General features: G+C 71.0%; 14 protein-coding genes. 3 read left to right on the top strand and 11 right to left on the bottom strand.

Annotated elements, in window-relative coordinates; genetic code table 11:
* The first annotated feature begins 16 nt into the window (after positions 1–16).
* Together WMF27_RS18865 and WMF27_RS18860 are read left to right on the top strand one after the other, a co-directional pair.
* The gene (locus WMF27_RS18865) at positions 17–943 is read left to right on the top strand and encodes a hypothetical protein (protein WP_437767493.1); all 927 of its coding nucleotides are present in this window, start codon (positions 17–19) and stop codon (positions 941–943) included.
* Between the two features lie 343 nt (positions 944–1286).
* Entirely contained in the window at positions 1287–2981 is a 1695-nt protein-coding gene (locus WMF27_RS18860; protein WP_437767494.1) for a sigma 54-interacting transcriptional regulator, read from the top strand.
* A gap of 9 nt (positions 2982–2990) precedes the next feature.
* Here WMF27_RS18860 and WMF27_RS18855 read toward each other — a convergent pair whose 3' ends face one another.
* On the bottom strand, positions 2991–4505 hold the full coding sequence (locus tag WMF27_RS18855) for a phytoene desaturase family protein (RefSeq protein WP_437767495.1): 1515 nt from the start codon (positions 4503–4505) through the stop codon (positions 2991–2993).
* Positions 4506–4521: 16 nt separating this feature from the next.
* Positions 4522–5418: an isoaspartyl peptidase/L-asparaginase gene (locus WMF27_RS18850; RefSeq protein ID WP_437767496.1), complete on the bottom strand. Its 897-nt coding sequence runs from the start codon at positions 5416–5418 to the stop codon at positions 4522–4524.
* 271 nt (positions 5419–5689) lie between these two features.
* Here WMF27_RS18850 and proS point away from each other — a divergent pair, with 271 nt between their 5' ends.
* Positions 5690–7246 (top strand): proline--tRNA ligase, encoded by a 1557-nt coding sequence (gene proS / locus WMF27_RS18845; protein WP_437767497.1) that lies wholly within the window; start codon positions 5690–5692, stop codon positions 7244–7246.
* Between the two features lie 85 nt (positions 7247–7331).
* On the opposite strand, the gene WMF27_RS18840 is transcribed toward proS, so the two are convergent.
* From WMF27_RS18840 to WMF27_RS18800, 9 genes are all read right to left on the bottom strand, one after another.
* Complete coding sequence (locus WMF27_RS18840; RefSeq protein WP_437944365.1) at positions 7332–7994, bottom strand: hypothetical protein; 663 nt, start codon at positions 7992–7994, stop codon at positions 7332–7334.
* Positions 7995–8371: 377 nt separating this feature from the next.
* Positions 8372–10018: a serine/threonine protein kinase gene (locus WMF27_RS18835; RefSeq protein WP_437767499.1), complete on the bottom strand. Its 1647-nt coding sequence runs from the start codon at positions 10016–10018 to the stop codon at positions 8372–8374.
* Positions 10019–10156: 138 nt separating this feature from the next.
* Positions 10157–10804 carry a hypothetical protein gene (locus WMF27_RS18830; protein WP_437767500.1) on the bottom strand — a complete coding sequence of 216 codons (648 nt, stop codon included), beginning with the start codon at positions 10802–10804 and terminating at the stop codon, positions 10157–10159.
* A gap of 96 nt (positions 10805–10900) precedes the next feature.
* On the bottom strand, positions 10901–11827 hold the full coding sequence (locus WMF27_RS18825; RefSeq protein WP_437767501.1) for a PfkB family carbohydrate kinase: 927 nt from the start codon (positions 11825–11827) through the stop codon (positions 10901–10903).
* Between the two features lie 196 nt (positions 11828–12023).
* On the bottom strand, positions 12024–12911 hold the full coding sequence (gene mtnP / locus WMF27_RS18820) for an S-methyl-5'-thioadenosine phosphorylase (protein WP_437767502.1): 888 nt from the start codon (positions 12909–12911) through the stop codon (positions 12024–12026).
* On the bottom strand, positions 12908–13546 hold the full coding sequence (gene gmk / locus WMF27_RS18815; RefSeq protein ID WP_437616465.1) for a guanylate kinase: 639 nt from the start codon (positions 13544–13546) through the stop codon (positions 12908–12910). Before gmk ends, mtnP begins: the two co-directional genes overlap by 4 nt.
* A gap of 9 nt (positions 13547–13555) precedes the next feature.
* The gene (locus tag WMF27_RS18810) at positions 13556–14425 is read right to left on the bottom strand and encodes a YicC/YloC family endoribonuclease (RefSeq protein WP_437769835.1); all 870 of its coding nucleotides are present in this window, start codon (positions 14423–14425) and stop codon (positions 13556–13558) included.
* A gap of 27 nt (positions 14426–14452) precedes the next feature.
* Positions 14453–15499, bottom strand: a complete 1047-nt coding sequence (locus WMF27_RS18805) for an SDR family oxidoreductase (RefSeq protein WP_437767503.1) — start codon at positions 15497–15499, stop codon at positions 14453–14455.
* 23 nt (positions 15500–15522) lie between these two features.
* Positions 15523–15840: a hypothetical protein gene (locus WMF27_RS18800; RefSeq protein ID WP_437767504.1), complete on the bottom strand. Its 318-nt coding sequence runs from the start codon at positions 15838–15840 to the stop codon at positions 15523–15525.
* Between the last annotated feature and the right edge of the window lie 29 nt (positions 15841–15869).

The following is a 15869-nucleotide window of genomic DNA, read 5'->3' as shown; positions in this document are numbered from 1 at the left end:
GTTGTGCATCGTGGACATGAACAATGGCCACGTGAACCAGGCGATGCGCTGTCTACGCGGGCTCGCCGCGGGGTTCTTCGAACGCGTTCGGGCGCGCAATCCGGGCCTATCCTGCGAGGTCGTCGAGGTGTCTCCCAGAGACACCAACGCACCCATCCCTACGGATTGCGATCTGTACCTCGCGTCAGGGGGGCCCGGCTCTCCCTTGGATGGGGAGGGCGAGCCCTGGACGCGGGATTTTGCGCGCTTCGTGGACGGCGTGGTCGAGTCGGCGATCCAGGGGGGCGCGCACCGGCGCGCTCTCTTCGCGATCTGCTACTCGTTCGAGCTCGTCGTCCATCACTACAAGCTGGCCGACGTCGTGCCGCGCGTCGATCGCAAGTTCGGCGTCATGCCGATCTACACGACCCCCGTCGGCCAGCAACACCCGCTGCTGGCGCCGTTTGGGGATCGCCTCTTCGCGTTCGAGCACCGCAACTGGGAGGCGGTGAACCTCGACGAGCGCCGGCTGAGCTCCCTCGGCGGCCAGCTCCTCGCCCGCGAGAGCCGTGACGGCATCTCCAAGGGGCGGGCGATCCTCGGGTTGCAGGTCGCGCCCGGCGTCGAGGCGGTCCAGTTCCACCCAGAAGCGGATCGCGCCGGCGTCATGAGCTGGCTGGCGCGCCCTGAGCAGGCGGCTGCCTTCAAGGCGACCTATGGGGAAGTGACCTACCTCGCGATGCTGCGCACACTGGACGATCCTCGACGGCTTGCGCGCACCTACGCGCTCGTCATTCCGGGCTGGCTCGGGCGCTGCTTCAACGAGATCGCCGGTCCCCGCGGCTATGCGGAGCTCCCATCGCTCGAGGACCTCCCGTGCTCTCGCTTCAACGCGCACTGCAGCGCCGAAGAGCCGTCTGCGCGATCTCTCGCCTCTGGCGAGCGCGTTGCGCGCCAGATCTGAGCGGAGCGCCGGGGCAGCCTGCAAAGGATGCGTCCGAGGGCTACACTGCAGAAACGAAAGAGAAAGAGCTGGGATGTAGAGGCAGCAGAGGCAAAGCAGAGGCAAAGCCAGCGAGGCTGAGGAGGAAGCTGAGGAGGAAGCTGAGGAGGAAGCTGAGGAGGAAGCTGAGGAGGAAAGGGAGAAAACAAAGCTTACCGCCGCAGCGCCGACGAAGTGCTGCTCGCGCCTTGCGCGCCGGGCAACCTCTGGCTTATGGTCATAGGATAACGGGACGAGCGCGAGCAGTGCTCGCGGGCCAACATTTGGAGCCGGAGGCTCCTCGGGCACGCATGAGAGAGAACGCATGAATCACTCGCGTCCGGCCGCTCCGACGAGTCTATCTTCGCCGGACGTCCGCGAGCCGGGCGCGTCTGGAGAAGGCCACGCCGGCGTCGACTTGCCTGTGGAGCCCAAGGTCGCACGGCCATCCATTCCGCACGACGACCTGGGAGCCCAGGACGTCCAGTACGAGTCGCAGCTGACGGACCCGATCGCCATGTCGCAGGTCCGTGATGCGCTGACGCAGCTGAGCCGCGAGCGCGGGACGCAGCCGCACGTGCTGCTCATCATCTACCACCGGCAGGGCGCCGAGACGGTGCGGCTGACCGAGGGGGTCGGCGTCGTCATCGGCCGCGATCCGAGCGCCGATGTCGCGATCCCCGAGCGCAGCCTGTCGCGACGCCACGCGCGCTTCACGTTCCAGCGCGGCGACGTGCTCATCCAGGATCTCGGCTCCACGAACGGCACCTTCCTGAGCGGGCAGCGCGTCGAGCACGGCGTCTTGAAGCCCGGCGACGAGGTGATGCTCGGGGAGATCACGGCGTCGCTGCGCGTGATCGCGAGCGCCGAGCTGCCGGTGCTGAACCTCGACGCGCTCGACGTGCGTCGTGGCGCCCCGGAGCGGAGCAAGATGCCGAGCATCGAGAGCCTGGTGGGCGGACCCACGCCTGTGGGTGGGCTGCGCACGGTCGGCGACGAGGGGCTCGTGATGCGCAGCCCCGCGATGCGCCCGGTGCTCGAGACCGCGATGCGCCTCGCGCGCTCGTCCACGCCCGTGCTGCTCCAGGGCGAGACGGGGACCGGCAAGGACGTGCTCGCGCGGCTGATCCACGAGGCTGGCCCCCGCCACAAGATGCAGATGATCCGCGTCGGATGCAGCGGCGTGCCCGCCCAGCTCCTCGAGAGCACGCTCTTCGGTCACGAGGCCGACGCCTTCCCCGGCGCGGTCCACGCGCAAGAGGGCGTCTTCGAGGCGTGCGCGGGCGGCACCGTGGTGCTCGACGAGGTCGGCGACCTCCCGCCGTCCTGCCAGGCCGCGCTGCTGCACGTCCTCGACACCGGTCGCATGGTCCGCGTCGGTTCGACCAAGGAGATCGAGGTGGACGTGCGGATCGTCGCGACCACGTACCGGGATCTCGAGGCGATGTGCGAGGCGGGCACGTTCCGTTCGGATCTGCTCTACCGGCTCAACGCGGCGCTGCTGCGCATCCCGCCGCTCTGCGAGCGGCGGGAGGACATCGGACCGCTGGCGCAGCGGTTCCTCCGGCAGGCGAGCGAGCTGCACCGCAGGAACGTGCGCTCGCTCGATCCGGAGACGCTCGCGCTCCTGGAGCAGTACCCCTGGCCGGGCAACGTACGCGAGCTGCGCAGCGCCATCGAGCGCGCCGTCGTCATCGCGCGGGGGCATGTGATCACCCCGCTCGACCTGCCGGAGAGCATCCATTCCCTCTCGGCGCCCAAACGCGCCACGCCGCTGCCTGATCGGACTCCCGTCGAGCTCGCGGGGCCGCCCAGCTCTGCGCCGACGATCGGGCTCAAGGCGCAGATGGACCGTCTGGAGACGGAGATCATCCTCGATGCCCTCCGCGGCACCAACGGCAACCTGGCGATGGCCGCTCGGCGGCTCAGGATGCCGCTGCGCACGCTCCAGGAGAAGATCGCGAGCCACGGCCTGAAGCGCTCCGACTACCGGGACGGCCCGTCGTCGCGGTCGAAGTAGCGAAGCGCGCTAGCCTTCGTCCTCCAGCACCGCCAGGGCCGCATTGCGCCCGCACGCGCCGTGGACCCCGGCGCCGGGGTGCGCATAGGACGAGCCTAGATACAGGCCGCGGAGCGGCGTGCGGTAGCGGAAATAGGGGAACACCGGCCGGAAGATGAGCTGGTGCCGGATGTCGGCCGAGCCTCCGCCGAGATCGCCGCCGATGAGGTTTGCATCCATCGCCTCGAGATCGTCAGGCGCCCAGATCGTCCGGGCGATGATCCGCTGCCGGAAGCCGGGGGCGAGCTCCTCGATCCGCGCCTCGATGCGATCGGCGAAGCGCTCGCGCGAGCCCGCCCAGCCGCCCTCGATGGAGGAGGGGACGCGGGAGTAGGCCCACAGGGTGTGGCGGCCGGCCGGCGCGCGCGTCGGATCGACCAGCGACTGCTGCCCGATCACGAGATAGGGATGCTCGGGGAGCGCCCCGGCGCGCACCTGCCGCGTGAAGGCCGAGAGGTCGTCGAGGCTGTCGCCCGCGTGCACGACCGCCGCGCGCGCGGGGTCCTCGTGGGACCACGGCGTCGGGCCGTCGAGCGCCCAGTCCATCTTGAAGGTGCCGAACCCCTGGCGGAACCGTCGCATGGCGCGCTGCACCCGCTCGGGGACCAGCTCTGACGCGAGCAGGCGGAGGTAGAGCGTCGGCGCGGCGAGGTCGGCGACGATCGCGCGGCGGGCGCGGAGCTCCTGGCCGTCCTCGAGCCGGACGGCGACCGCCCGTCCCTCCCTGGCGATGATCTGGTCGACGCGGGCGCCGCAGCGGAGGGCGCCCCCGCGCTCCTCGACGCGCCTGAGCAAGGCGCTCGTGATCGCGCCGGCGCCGCCCTCGGGCACCGCGAAGCCGCCGCTCGAGGCGAGCACGGTGAGCATGAAGCCGACGATCGCTCCGCAGGGATCGTCCGGGCCCACGTCGGTGTGGAGCGCGAGCCCGGGGACAACGCGCCGGGCCGCCTCTGTCCGGAAGGTGCGCGTCGCGAAGCCACGTCCGCTCGAGAGGGCCACCTGCGCGAGGCGGAGCAGGTTGAGGGGCCCGAGCCGGAGCAGCGGCCCGAGGGCGGGCGGCGTGGACAGGAGCGCGTTCAGCAGCCGCTCGCGGGTGGCCGCGTGCCAGCCGGCGATCCGGCGCCACGCGGGGCCGTCTTCGCCGAGCGACCGCGCCGTCGCCTCGACGTCCCGCGCGATCGAGGCGCACGTCCCGTCGGGCGCCGGGTGAGCGCTGTCGATCGGCGCGTGCCGCCACACGAGGCCGGCCCCCGGCAAATCGAGCGGCACCAGCGCCGGGCTCGTCTGCCCGAAGGGGAAGAACGCCGCGCCGAGATCGTGGCGGAACCCGGGGAGGGTCACCTCGCGCGTGCGGACCGCGCCGCCCGGCTCTCGCTCGGCCTCCAGCACGAGCACCGAGAAGCCCGCGCGGGCGAGGTACGCCGCCGCCGTGAGGCCGTTCGGTCCCGCGCCCACCACGATCGCATCAGGGTCTCCACTCTGCATCGTCGTCTGCGGCTCCTCAGCCCACGAGCTGCGCGCTTGCCATGGTGCGGTTCGAGGCGATCGCCTGGCCGCTCCGCCCCACCACGAGCACGCCGACGGCGAGCACGTCGGGGAACATCGCGACGCCGCGCTGCGCGGCGCGCGCGGGCGCGACGCCGTCGGCGAGCCAGTCATAGACGGTCCGCGCGAGGAAGCGGCGCGCGATCTCCTCGCCGACGCCGGTCGTCGCCACGGCGCCGTGCGGGCCGGCGTAGATCCCTGCGCCCAGGAGCGGCACGTCCCCGGCGCGGCCGCGGAGCGAGTAGGTCGACCCGCCCGTCGAGGCCGCGGCGGCGAACCGGCCGTGCGTGTCGCGCACGACGGCCCCGACGGTGTCGCACTCGAGCGGCTCGGCGTCGAAGTTCCAGAACCGCGTCGCCGTGAGCGCACGGAAGCGCGCCGCGTCGTTCGTGGTCTCGTCGTCTCCGCCCTCGCCGCGCAGCGCGGCGAGGGCGCGGGCGTGCTTCCGGCGCGCCTCCTCGGTGACCGGATCGTGGTCGGCGAACCCCAGCCGGCGAGCGAACGCCGTCGCGCCGGCGCCGGCGAGGAGCAGGTGCGGCGTCTCCATCACCTTCGCGGCGACCAGGACGGGGTTCTTCACCCGCTCGATGCACGCCACTGCGCCGAACCGTCCGTCGCTGGCCATCACGGCCGCATCCATCTCGACCGTCTGCCCGTCGAGGCGGAGGTTCGAGCCCGTCCCGGCGTTGAAGCGCGGGTCGTCCTCGAGGCGCACGGTCGCCCCGATCGCCGCCGCGAGCGCCTCTCCGGCCCCGTCGAGCGCGCGGCGCGCCTCGTCGGCGGCCCTGGCGCAGCTCTCCGAGCCGCTCTGCGGCGCGGTCACTCCGCCGTGCGTGAGGATGACGTAGTTCACGTCGTTCTCCTGCGCGTACCACGACGGCGCGCCGCCGCGAAGGCAGCGTGGCGCGCGGCGGCCGGCGAGGCGAGCGGCGTGTCGCTCCAGCCAGCGGGAGGGCGGCGCGGCTCCGGCGCTGGGGCCGCTGCGCTCGACACCCTGCCGCGCTCCTGATACGTCGCGCGCTCACCCCGGAGCGGGGCCGGCGCCAGCCGACCGTCCGCAGCGGGACGAAGGCGGCCCGGTCGAAGGCCGCCGGCCAAGCCGCCCATCGAGGAGAGCAGAGACCGTGGCCAAGAACGAAGCGCCGAAGACCGCCATCACGCCCACCCGCAACGAGGACTACCCGGAGTGGTACCAGCAGGTCGTGCGCGCGGCCGACCTCGCGGAGAGCTCCCCGGTCCGCGGCTGCATGGTCATCAAGCCGTGGGGCTACGCGATCTGGGAGAACATCCAGCGCGAGCTCGACAGCATGTTCAAGGCGACCGGGCACAAGAACGCCTACTTCCCGCTGTTCATCCCGAAGTCGTTCCTCGAAAAGGAAGCGGAGCACGTCGAGGGGTTCGCGAAGGAGTGCGCCGTGGTCACCCACCACCGGCTCGTCCCCGGCCCTGGCGGCGGGCTCATTCCCGACCCTCAGGCCCGGCTGGAGGAGCCGCTCATCGTGCGCCCCACGTCCGAGACGATCATCGGCGCGGCGTTCGCGAGCTGGGTGCAGAGCTACCGGGATCTCCCCTTGCTGATCAACCAGTGGGCAAACGTCGTGCGCTGGGAGCTCCGGACGCGCCTGTTCCTGCGGACGGCGGAGTTCCTGTGGCAGGAGGGGCACACGGCGCACGCGAGCGAGGCCGAGGCGCGCGAGGAGACGCTGCGCATGCTCGGGGTCTACGCGACGTTTGCGCGCGACTTCATGGCGATGCCCGTCCTCGAGGGGCCGAAGACGGCGAGCGAGCGCTTCCCCGGGGCGGTCGACACCTATGCGATCGAGGCGATGATGCAGGACCGGAAGGCCCTGCAGGCCGGGACGAGCCACTTCCTCGGGCAGAACTTCGCGAAGGCGAGCGGCATCAAGTTCCAGACCAAGGAGGAGACCGAAGAGCACGCCTGGACGACGTCCTGGGGCGTATCGACGCGCCTCGTCGGCGGGCTGATCATGACCCACAGCGACGACGACGGCCTGGTGCTCCCGCCGCGCCTCGCGCCCGCGCACGTCGTGATCCTGCCCGTTTACCGGGGCGACGACACGCGCGCCAAGATCGACGAGTACATCGACGGGCTCGCGAAGGAGCTCCGGGCGCAGCGCTTCGGCGAGCGCCGCGTCGAGGTCGAGATCGATCGGCGGGACATCCGCGGCGGCGACAAGCAGTGGGAGTGGGTGAAGAAGGGCGTCCCCCTGCGCATCGAGATCGGGCCGCGCGACGTCGACGCCAGCGTGGCCATGGTGATGCGCAGGGACCGCTCGCCGAAGGACAAGTCGAGCATGGCGCGCGGGGAGCTCGTGGGCCGCGTCACGGAGATCCTTGGCGACATTCAGGCGACCCTCTACGCGCGCGCGCTCGCCGTGCGCGACGGCAACACGCACGTGATCAATAGCCGCGCCGATTTCGACGCGTTCTTCGCGTCGACCGGGGGCAAGGAGGCGCAAGGCGGGTTCGCGCTGGCGCACTGGTCCGGCGATCCGGAGATCGAGACGGCGGTGAAGGACGCGCACAAGGTGACCATCCGCTGCATCCCGACCGGGGGGTTCGAAGGGGCGCCGTGGGCCGACGCGCTGACGGGTGAAGGGCAGTGCATCTTCACCGGCAAGCCCAGCCCGCGGCGCGTGGTGTTCGCGAAGTCGTACTGAGCCGCAGCGGTTCGCAGGGAACGCGCCGACGCGTCGGCGCGTCCCCTGGCCGAAGAGACGCCGCGCGCTTCCTCGCGCCAGCGGCTCAACGGCGAAGGGCCGGGAGCACGTGCTCCGCCAGGATCGCGGGGAGCAGCCGCAGCTGCGCGCAGTGCTCCCCGGGGCCCGCTCCGGCGTAGCCGCGGACGTAGAGGCTGCCGCCGTCGTACATCCGGGTGAGCCGCAGCGCGTCTCCTGCCTCCGCTGCGCGGTCGCCGGGCGCGCCGGGCGCGGCGGAGGGGGCCTCGTCCCCGCGCGAGGTCACCGCGATGGGGGTGGCTCCGAGCTCGCGAAGAAGGAACGTGGCCGCCTCTTTCGTGGACGCGTAGCCGCTGGTCGGGATCTCGGTGTGCGTCAGGTAGAAGACCGGCGCGCCGCGCGCGGCGGCGTTGGCCAGCGCAACGTAAGGGGCGAGCTGCCCCTGCGCGAGCGACGTCTGCCCTGGCATGTAGGAGCCATAGAGGGAGTCGAGCAGGATCAGCGCATCCACGTGGCTGCTCCCGCGCTCGATGATCCTGCCGATCGCGCCGGACCCAGCGCTCCAGGATGACAGCACCAGGCGGCGCATGCGCGCGCCCGCGCTCCCGGAGGCGCCCTCGACCTCGCGGTCGATCGCCTGGAGCAGCGCGTCCCAGCTGCCGCCCTCGAGCGCGCGCGCGTATTCGCTCGAGCGGGTCCCCACGTCGACGCCGGCGATGACCAGATCCATGCCCCTGGGAGCCAGCACCTTCCGGACAGGCTCGGCGCCGTGGAAGTGGATCAGAAGATCGTAGCCGCCATCCGAGCGAATCGCGTGCGCCGGCGGGACGAGGAGCCTTCCGAGCGGAAGCGGGCGCCATCGCTCGTAGACGCCGAACCCTTGGTCGGCAAAGCCGCATCCCGCTTGCGCTTCGTGCTGATCGAGCGCTGCGCGCTCGGGCTCACCGCCCCTGGGCAGGGGCGACGGTTCCGCGGACGCGCTCGCCTGCGCCGGGGTTGGCGAGACGCTGGGCGCTCGGCTCCGCCGCAACAGCAGGGCGCCGCCTACGACGCCCAGGCTTGCCGCCAGGAGGAGCGCATCGCGGAGCTGCCGCGCCCTGCGGCCGCTCAGAACCCGGGGTTGGTCACGGTCGGTACCCACTTCGTCGAGGGACGCTTGCCCGGGGTTGTTCTGCGCGCGCTGGCGGCGCTCGATCCAGCAGCCGTCGCGCTCGGCGTCGCGGCGGCCGTCGCGTCTTTGGCCGTCGGGGCCGGAGCGCTCGCCCCGCGCACCTCCGGGTCGCTCGCCTCGAGGGCGGACCGAGCACCCACGCCGCCGTGGTCGTCCAGGAGCGTGGGCGCGCCGTCCGGCCTTGGCGTTGCGCCCGTCGTGGCTGCGGTCGCCGCCGGGCCAGCGCCGTGGGCGTGCGCCGTGAGCTCCTCGGACGCGCTCTGCTGCGGCGCGGGCCGCCGCAGCCACATCGCCCCGGCGCCCAGCAACGTGATGAGCGCGAGCGCAGCGGCTGCCACCCGCGTCCCCGAGCGACGGCGCGCCGCCGGGACCTCCATCGGGCCCAGCTGAGTGTCCTGGCCAGGCGCGCTCGGGATCAGCGACTCGGATGGCAGCGATGGCAGCGCCGGTCGCGAGGGCGCCGGGGTGCTCCGGCGAGGCGTGGGGAGCTGGGCGCTCGGGTGACCAGGAGGGAGCTGCGTGAAGAAGAGCTCGCTGATGCTGTCGCGAACGAGCATCACCTCGGGCGGGTGGTGGGAGGCGCGCTCGTCGAGCCTGCGGACCGTGTCGCGCAGCGCTGCCCGCCGGCGCTGGTTGCGCTCTCCCAGGAGCCCGCGCACGAACGCCCCGACGTCGTGGTCCGTCACCGTCGGCTCCTTGGCCAGCACGGCCTCCAGGGCGGTCTCCAGATCGAGCATCGTCTGGTATCGCCGCTCCGGCTCCTTCTGCAGGCACTTCATCAGGACCTGGTCCAGCTCGGGCGGGAAATCCGGGTTCTTCAGGCGAGGCGAGAGCGCCGGTCTCGAGGTGATGTACTTGAGCGTGAGGAGGTCGTTCTCTGCGGCGAAGGGGTGCTCTCCCGTCGTCAACTTGTAGAGCACGATCCCCATCGCGAAGACGTCGGTGCGCCGATCGACCCGCTCGCCACGCGCCTGCTCCGGCGACATGTACGGCACCTTGCCCTTGAGCTGGCCCGCGGTCGTGTCGTTGTGCGTGCGGTTGGTGGCCTTGGCGACCCCGAAGTCCACGAGCTTCACGTGGCCGTCGTACGTCACGAGGATGTTCTGGGGTGACACGTCGCGGTGCACGAGCCCGAGCAGCTGGTCCTCGTTCTGCGGGTCCCGGAGTTCGTGCGCGGCGTGCAAGCCGAGGCAAGCGCGGCCGAGGACGCGGAGCGCGACGCGCAGCGGGATGGCCACGCCGCTCTTGTTCGCCGCCTTCCCGATGACCGACAGCGCCTCGCCGTCGACCCACTCCATCACGATGTAGAGGACGTCGTCCTGCTCGCCGAGGTCGAGGATCTCGGCGACGTTCGGGTGATGGATCCCCGAGGCGAGCCGCGCCTCCTCGAGGAACATCTTCTCGAACTGGGGATCATCCGAGAGCGACGGCAGCATCGTCTTGATGGCGACCGTCTTCTGGAAGCCACGACGCCCCTTGTGGCGCGCGGCCCACACCGTGGCCATTCCCCCCTGCGCGATGGGCAGGAGGAGCTCGTAGTGCCCGAGCTCCTTTCCCGGCAACAGCTGGGGTTGGGGGATCATGACGTCGTGCGGCGCGCTCCTGACCGGTACGCGGGGACCTCGGAAGCTCGATCAAGTCTAGCCATCCGGACCCTGCGGTCACGATTTGTGGTGCTGATTACAAATTAGACTGGTGAAGCTCCGCGCCGCGGCAGGGGATCACGCGCCGGGCGGGACCGCCTGTCCCCAGAGCTGCTGGTAAATCTCGCTCAGCTTCTGGTGGGTCTCGGCCGAGAAGCCGTTGGTCGCGTGAGGCCAGCGGAAGCCGTCTCCCATGGCCTGATTGCACGAGAAGGAGACGAGCAGGTCGACCGGCGTGGGGTTGTTCGGCCGCACCATCGAGATGCCCAGGCCAGGATAGAAGCAGTTGCCGCGGTCCGCGGTGAAGCTGTCCTCGTCGCCGAAGACGTCGAGGATCTGGTCCTTGAGCTCCTCGTCGGCGTCGCTGGTCGTGAGCTGGCGCTGCTGGAGGATGACGAAGTTCTTGAAGCGCGGCTGCGCCGGCAGGACCGGCGTGCTGGCGGTCTGCCCCGGGATGAGGTTGGGCGGGATGAGCCCGGGCAGCGCCTGCTGCAGCCCCTGCAGGGCGGCCTGCCCCATCTGCTGGAGCTCGGGCGGGATGCCCGGGATGAGGGTGGGGGCCCCGGTCGTCGCTACGGGCGTCGGGGCCAGCTCCTGCCCCTGGAGGCGGAGGACCGTGATCTGCGCCTTGTCCATCTCGTCGAACGGCGCCGTACGGGCCGCGCAGCCGAAGACGAGGGGGGCCAGCAAGGCGATGCCTGCAAATGTACGGGTGGTGAGGTTCATGTTCACTTTGACGGTCGTCTAGCACGGCTATGCGCCGGAAGGTGAACAGCGACCGCACACGGCACGCGCTCGCGCCTGCGCTGGCCCCGGCGGGCTTCACATGGTGCTTGCGCCGAACTCGTACAGCGCCCGGATCTCGGTCAGCCGCGCCGCGATGTCGGCTCGAGTCACCGTCGCGATCCGCCGCGTGCCGACCGCTTCGACGCAGAACGACGCGGTCGCCGTCGCGTGGAGCATGCCGCGCCGGAGCGCGAGCGGCGTGATCTCCGGCTGGCACGCCAGGTAACCGATGAGCCCGCCGGCGAAGGCGTCGCCGGCGCCCGTGGGGTCGATGACGTCCTCGAGCGGGAAGCCGGGCGCGGCGAACACGCCCTCCTCGTCGAAGAGCAGCGCGCCGTGCTCTCCGCGCTTGATGATCAGCCGGCGCGGACCACGGGACAGGATCTCCTTCGCCGCGCGGCGGATGTTGTACTTGCCCGACAGCTGGCGCGCCTCCTCGTCGTTGACCACGAGCGTGTCGATGCGGCGCAGCATCGCCGCGACCGCCTTCGGCTCCCCCTCGATCCAGAAATTCATCGTGTCGGCGAGGACGAAGCGCGGCGCGCGGACCTGCTCGAGGACGTCGAGCTGGAGCGCGGGATGGATGTTGCCGAGCAGGAGGAAGGGCGTGTCGCGGTAGGTCTCCGGCAGCTTCGGCGCGAACGACGCGAACACGTTGAGCTGCGTGTCCAGCGTCGTGCGATGGATGAGATCCACGTCGTAGCGCCCGGCCCAGCGGAACGTCTTCCCAGGAGCGCGCTCGACGCCCTCGATCGAGATCCCTCGGGATCGCATCGCCGCGAGGGTCTCTTCGGGGAAATCATCGCCCACCACGGCCACGGTGCGCACCGGAGCGAAGCTCGAGGCAGCGAACGCCGAGTAGGTGGCCGAGCCACCGACGACGTCTCTTTCGTTGCCGGAGGGGAGCTCGAGGTCGTCGAACGCCATCGAGCCGATGATGAGGATCGCGGATGAGGTCGTCACAGGACGCCTCTTAGCCAGGTTTGTGCGTAGCCGCTAGCCGCGCGTTTCGTTTCCGCGACGGCGCCGCTGCGCCGCGGCCGCACCCGACCGCCAGCAGAGCCCGCCGTGCCCCTCGCGCCCGCTGCGCCCCCTCGCGCCCGCTGCGCCCCCTCGCGCCCGCTGCGCGGAGGAGCGGGCGAGGTGCCCTGAGGTCAGCTCAGTCGGCCTTGCGCCGAGGGCCGATGAGCCACTCGAGCCGCGCCTCTGCGTCGGGGGATGACGCGCCGGCCGCCGTCATGATGCACTTCTCCAGCGCGTGACGGGCCGGGCTCTGCGACACGTCGGGGAGATTGCGGGCAAGGGACTTCGCGACGTCCCGCGCATGCCCGATATTGCGGTTGAGCACCGCGATGACCGCCTCGACGCTCACCGCCTCCTCGCTGACGTGCCAGCAATCGAAGTCGGTGGTGAGCGCGAGCGTGGCGTAGGGGAGCTCCGCCTCGCGGGCGAGCTTCGCCTCAGGCAAGTTGGTCATCCCGATCACATGCGCGCCGAACGTCCGGAACATGCGGCTTTCGGCCCGCGTCGAGAACTGAGGGCCCTCGATGCAGACATAGGTGCCGCCGCGGTGGACGCGCGCGCCGGTGGCGAGCGCCGCGTCGTGGACCGCGCTCGCCAGGATCGGGCACACCGGATCGGCGAACGGCACGTGGGCGACGAGGCCTTCGTCGAAGAACGTCGAGATCCGGCGCTTCGTGAAATCGATGAACTGGTCGACGACGACGAGGTCGCCAGGCACGACGTCCTCGCGCAGGGAGCCGACGGCGCTCACGCTGAGCACGTGCGTCGCGCCGAGCATCTTCAGCGCGCAGATGTTCGCGCGGTAGTTGATCGTCGACGGCGAGAAGCGGTGCCCGCGGCCGTGGCGCGGCAGGAAGAGCACCGTCGCGTCGCCGCCCTTGACCTGCCCGCGCAGCACCACGTCGCTCGGCAGCCCGAAGGGGGTGGAGACCGAGACCTCCTCGACGTCCTCCAGCCACCCCATCTCGTAGACGCCGCTGCCGCCGATGATCGCGAGGACGTCGCGTGTCGCGCTGGCGCTCATCGCTCGAACCTCCGCTCGGAGAGCAGCCGTTCGCAGAGGGCCGCGCGCCGCTGGCGGCGGCACCGCTCGGCGAAGACGAGCGACCGCAGCTGCTCGTAGGCGCGGTTGATCTCGTCGTTCACGATCACGTAGTCGAAGAAGCCGTAATGCTCGATCTCGCCTTTCGCGTTGCGGAGGCGGCGGAGCGTCGTGGGCTCGTCCTCGGTGCCGCGCCCGCGCAGGCGCCGCTCGAGCTCGGCGAGCGACGGGGGAAGGATGAATACGGCGACCGCCTCGGGCAGGCTCGCCTTGATCTGCCGCGCGCCCTGGTGGTCGATGTCGAAGAGGACGCCGCGCGCGGTGGCGCGGGCGATCTCGATCTCCTTCAGGCTCGTGCCGTAGAGGTGATCGTGCACCCTGGCCCACTCGGCGAACGCGCCGATGCGGATCATCTGCTCGAACGTGCCCGGGTCGACGAAGTGGTACTCCCGGCCGTCGACCTCGTTCGGGCGCGGGCGCCGGGTCGTGTGGGAGACCGAGAAGCGCAGGTCGGGGAACTCGCTGCGCAGCCTCCCGCAGAGCGTCGTCTTCCCCGCGCCGGACGGGGACGACACGATGAGGAGGAGGAAGTCGTCACTGAGTGCTTCGGTCGACATGCTCTCCTGTCACTCGATGTTCTGGACCTGCTCCCGCAGGCGTTCGAGCTCCACCTTCATCGCCACGACGTGATGGGAGATGGCGGCGTCCTGCGCCTTGGAGCCCAGCGTGTTCGCCTCGCGTACCATCTCCTGAAGCAGAAAGTCGAGCCTCCTTCCGCAAGGGTCGGCGCTCGAGGCCGCGAGCGCGCCGCCGAACTGGTCGAGGTGGCTCCGGAGGCGGGTGACCTCCTCGGTGATGTCGCTGCGCTCGGCGAGCAGCATCACCTCCGCCTCGATCCGCGTCGCCTCGAAGCCGGCCTCGACCCCCTGGAGCAGGCGCTCGACCCGCTCGCGCAGGCGGCGCCTGAGCGCCTCGCGCGCCTCGTCCGCGCGCGACACGACCTCGGACGCGAGCGCGCGCAACGTGGCCACCCGCCCGCGCATGTCGCTGGCGAGCGCCTCGCCTTCGCGCAGGCACATGCCCTCCATCGCCTCGATCGCGCGCTCGATGGCCAGCTTGAGCGCCGCGCGGACGGCCGCGATCTCGTGGCCGCCGGCGGGCGCGAAGAGGTCCGGCACGGCGCAGAGCAGCGAGAGCGGCACGTCGGCGCCCGGCGTGAGCTCGTCGCGGAGCTCCGCCAGGGCGCGGAACGCCGCGCGCGCCTTCGACTTGTCGAGCGTGCTCGGGGCCAGCACCGCGCCCTCGGTGCGCACGATGATCTCGATGCGTCCACGCCGCAGGCGCTCGCGCGCCACCTGCTCGGCGAACATCGTCAGATCGACGAGCTCGCGCGGGAGCCGCGCGCGCACGTCGAGGAAGCGCTGGTTCACCGAGCGGATCTCGGCGACGACGCGCCCATCGGTGAGCGAAGCGTCACCGAGCCCGAAGCCGGTCATGCTCCGCACGAGCCGCCCCCGCTCTACCTAGCTCGCCTTTTGCCCGCTGTCCGAGGCCCCTTGGGCCTTGGGCAGCGGAACCTTGCCACAGGTCACCGTGGCCGACGCGGCCGCGGGGCCCTTCTCACGGAGCGTCCGCAGGTACGTGACCGTGGGGACGATGCCGTCCTCCCAGCGTACGCGGGGCTCGTAGCCGATGAGCTCGGCCGCGCGCGAGATGTCGGCGAGCGAGTGGCGGATGTCCCCGGCGCGGGCGGGGAGGTGCTCGACCGCGACGTCCCGCCCGAGGGCCCGCGAGATCTCCTTGCAGAGCTCATTCAGCCCGATCCTGCGTCCGCCGGCGATGTTGATGACCTCACCCTTGAACTTCTTCGGCGACGTCGCGCCGAGGAGGTTCGCGAGGACGGTGTTCTCGATGAAGCAGAAGTCGCGCGTCTGCTCGCCGTCGCCGAAGATCGGGATCGGCCGGCTCTGCAGGGCGGCGTCGACGAACCGCGGGATCGCCGCGGCGTAGGCACCGTCCGGCGTCTGGTTCGGCCCGAAGACGTTGAAGTAACGCAGGCTCAGGGTCTCGATGCCGTAGATGCCCGCGAAGACCTTCATGTAGTGCTCGCAGGCGAGCTTCGTGACCGCGTACGGCGACAGCGGCATCGGCTCCATGCCCTCGTGCTTCGGGAGGACGGGCGTCTCGCCGTACGCGCTGGACGACGCGGCGAAGAGCACCCGGCGCACGCCCTGGCGGCGCGCCACGTCGAGCACCGTGACCGTGCCGCCGACGTTGACGGAGTTCGACTCGATCGGCGACTCGACGCTGCGCGGGACCGAGCCGAGCGCGGCCTGGTGGAGAACGACCTCGACCCCCTTGGCCGCCGTCGCGACCGCCGCCGCGTCCCGGATGTCCCCCGTGATGCGCTCGATGAGCGACTGGTGGGGGAGCCCGTCGAGGTTCTCCCATCGACCGGTCGCGAGGTTATCGAGGACGCGGACGCGCTCGCCGGCGGCGGTCAGCGCCGCGACGAGGTTGCTTCCGATGAACCCGGCACCGCCGGTGATCAAGTAGCGAGGCGTGGACATGTGCGTGCTCCCCCGGCGGGCGCCTACTTCTTCTTGAAAAGGTTGTCGAGCTTGGAGCGAGAATCCGCGATGCGCTTCGAGTTGTCTTCCGGTACGCCGTTCTTGAACGTGAAGAAAGTACAATAATTCGCTTTCTCCCGATCCGGGATGTACTCGGCGATGTGCTCCTTGCACTGGTTGTGCGCGGCCGGATCCCAGTTCTCGCAGTTCCTGCAGCAGTGGAGGTCGACACCGCAGTGGGGACAGGTGTCCGCGCGCTGGAGCTTCACCTCGAAGATGAGCTCGTTCTTGCATTTATGACAGAAGTGGCGCTTCGCCTCGACCTTCGGAATCCAGCTCATGATGTCCTCCGGTACCACGACGAAGCCCG

This window comes from Sorangium sp. So ce281, from assembly GCF_051527395.1.
Lineage (GTDB): Bacteria > Myxococcota_A > Polyangia > Polyangiales > Polyangiaceae > Sorangium > Sorangium cellulosum_B.
This window is presented reverse-complemented; position numbering and strand designations above follow the sequence as displayed.

Excerpts from the sequence above, each read along its gene's own strand:
- WMF27_RS18865 (WP_437767493.1), top strand. The coding sequence starts at position 17 with ATGAACAATGGCCACGTGAACCAGGCGATGCGCTGTCTACGCGGGCTC.
- WMF27_RS18860 (WP_437767494.1), top strand. The coding sequence starts at position 1,287 with ATGAATCACTCGCGTCCGGCCGCTCCGACGAGTCTATCTTCGCCGGAC.
- WMF27_RS18855 (WP_437767495.1), bottom strand. The coding sequence starts at position 4,505 with ATGCAGAGTGGAGACCCTGATGCGATCGTGGTGGGCGCGGGACCGAAC.
- WMF27_RS18840 (WP_437944365.1), bottom strand. The coding sequence starts at position 7,994 with ATGGATCTGGTCATCGCCGGCGTCGACGTGGGGACCCGCTCGAGCGAA.
- WMF27_RS18835 (WP_437767499.1), bottom strand. The coding sequence starts at position 10,018 with ATGATCCCCCAACCCCAGCTGTTGCCGGGAAAGGAGCTCGGGCACTAC.
- WMF27_RS18830 (WP_437767500.1), bottom strand. The coding sequence starts at position 10,804 with ATGAACCTCACCACCCGTACATTTGCAGGCATCGCCTTGCTGGCCCCC.
- mtnP (WP_437767502.1), bottom strand. The coding sequence starts at position 12,911 with ATGAGCGCCAGCGCGACACGCGACGTCCTCGCGATCATCGGCGGCAGC.
- gmk (WP_437616465.1), bottom strand. The coding sequence starts at position 13,546 with ATGTCGACCGAAGCACTCAGTGACGACTTCCTCCTCCTCATCGTGTCG.
- WMF27_RS18810 (WP_437769835.1), bottom strand. The coding sequence starts at position 14,425 with ATGACCGGCTTCGGGCTCGGTGACGCTTCGCTCACCGATGGGCGCGTC.
- WMF27_RS18805 (WP_437767503.1), bottom strand. The coding sequence starts at position 15,499 with ATGTCCACGCCTCGCTACTTGATCACCGGCGGTGCCGGGTTCATCGGA.
- WMF27_RS18800 (WP_437767504.1), bottom strand. The coding sequence starts at position 15,840 with ATGAGCTGGATTCCGAAGGTCGAGGCGAAGCGCCACTTCTGTCATAAA.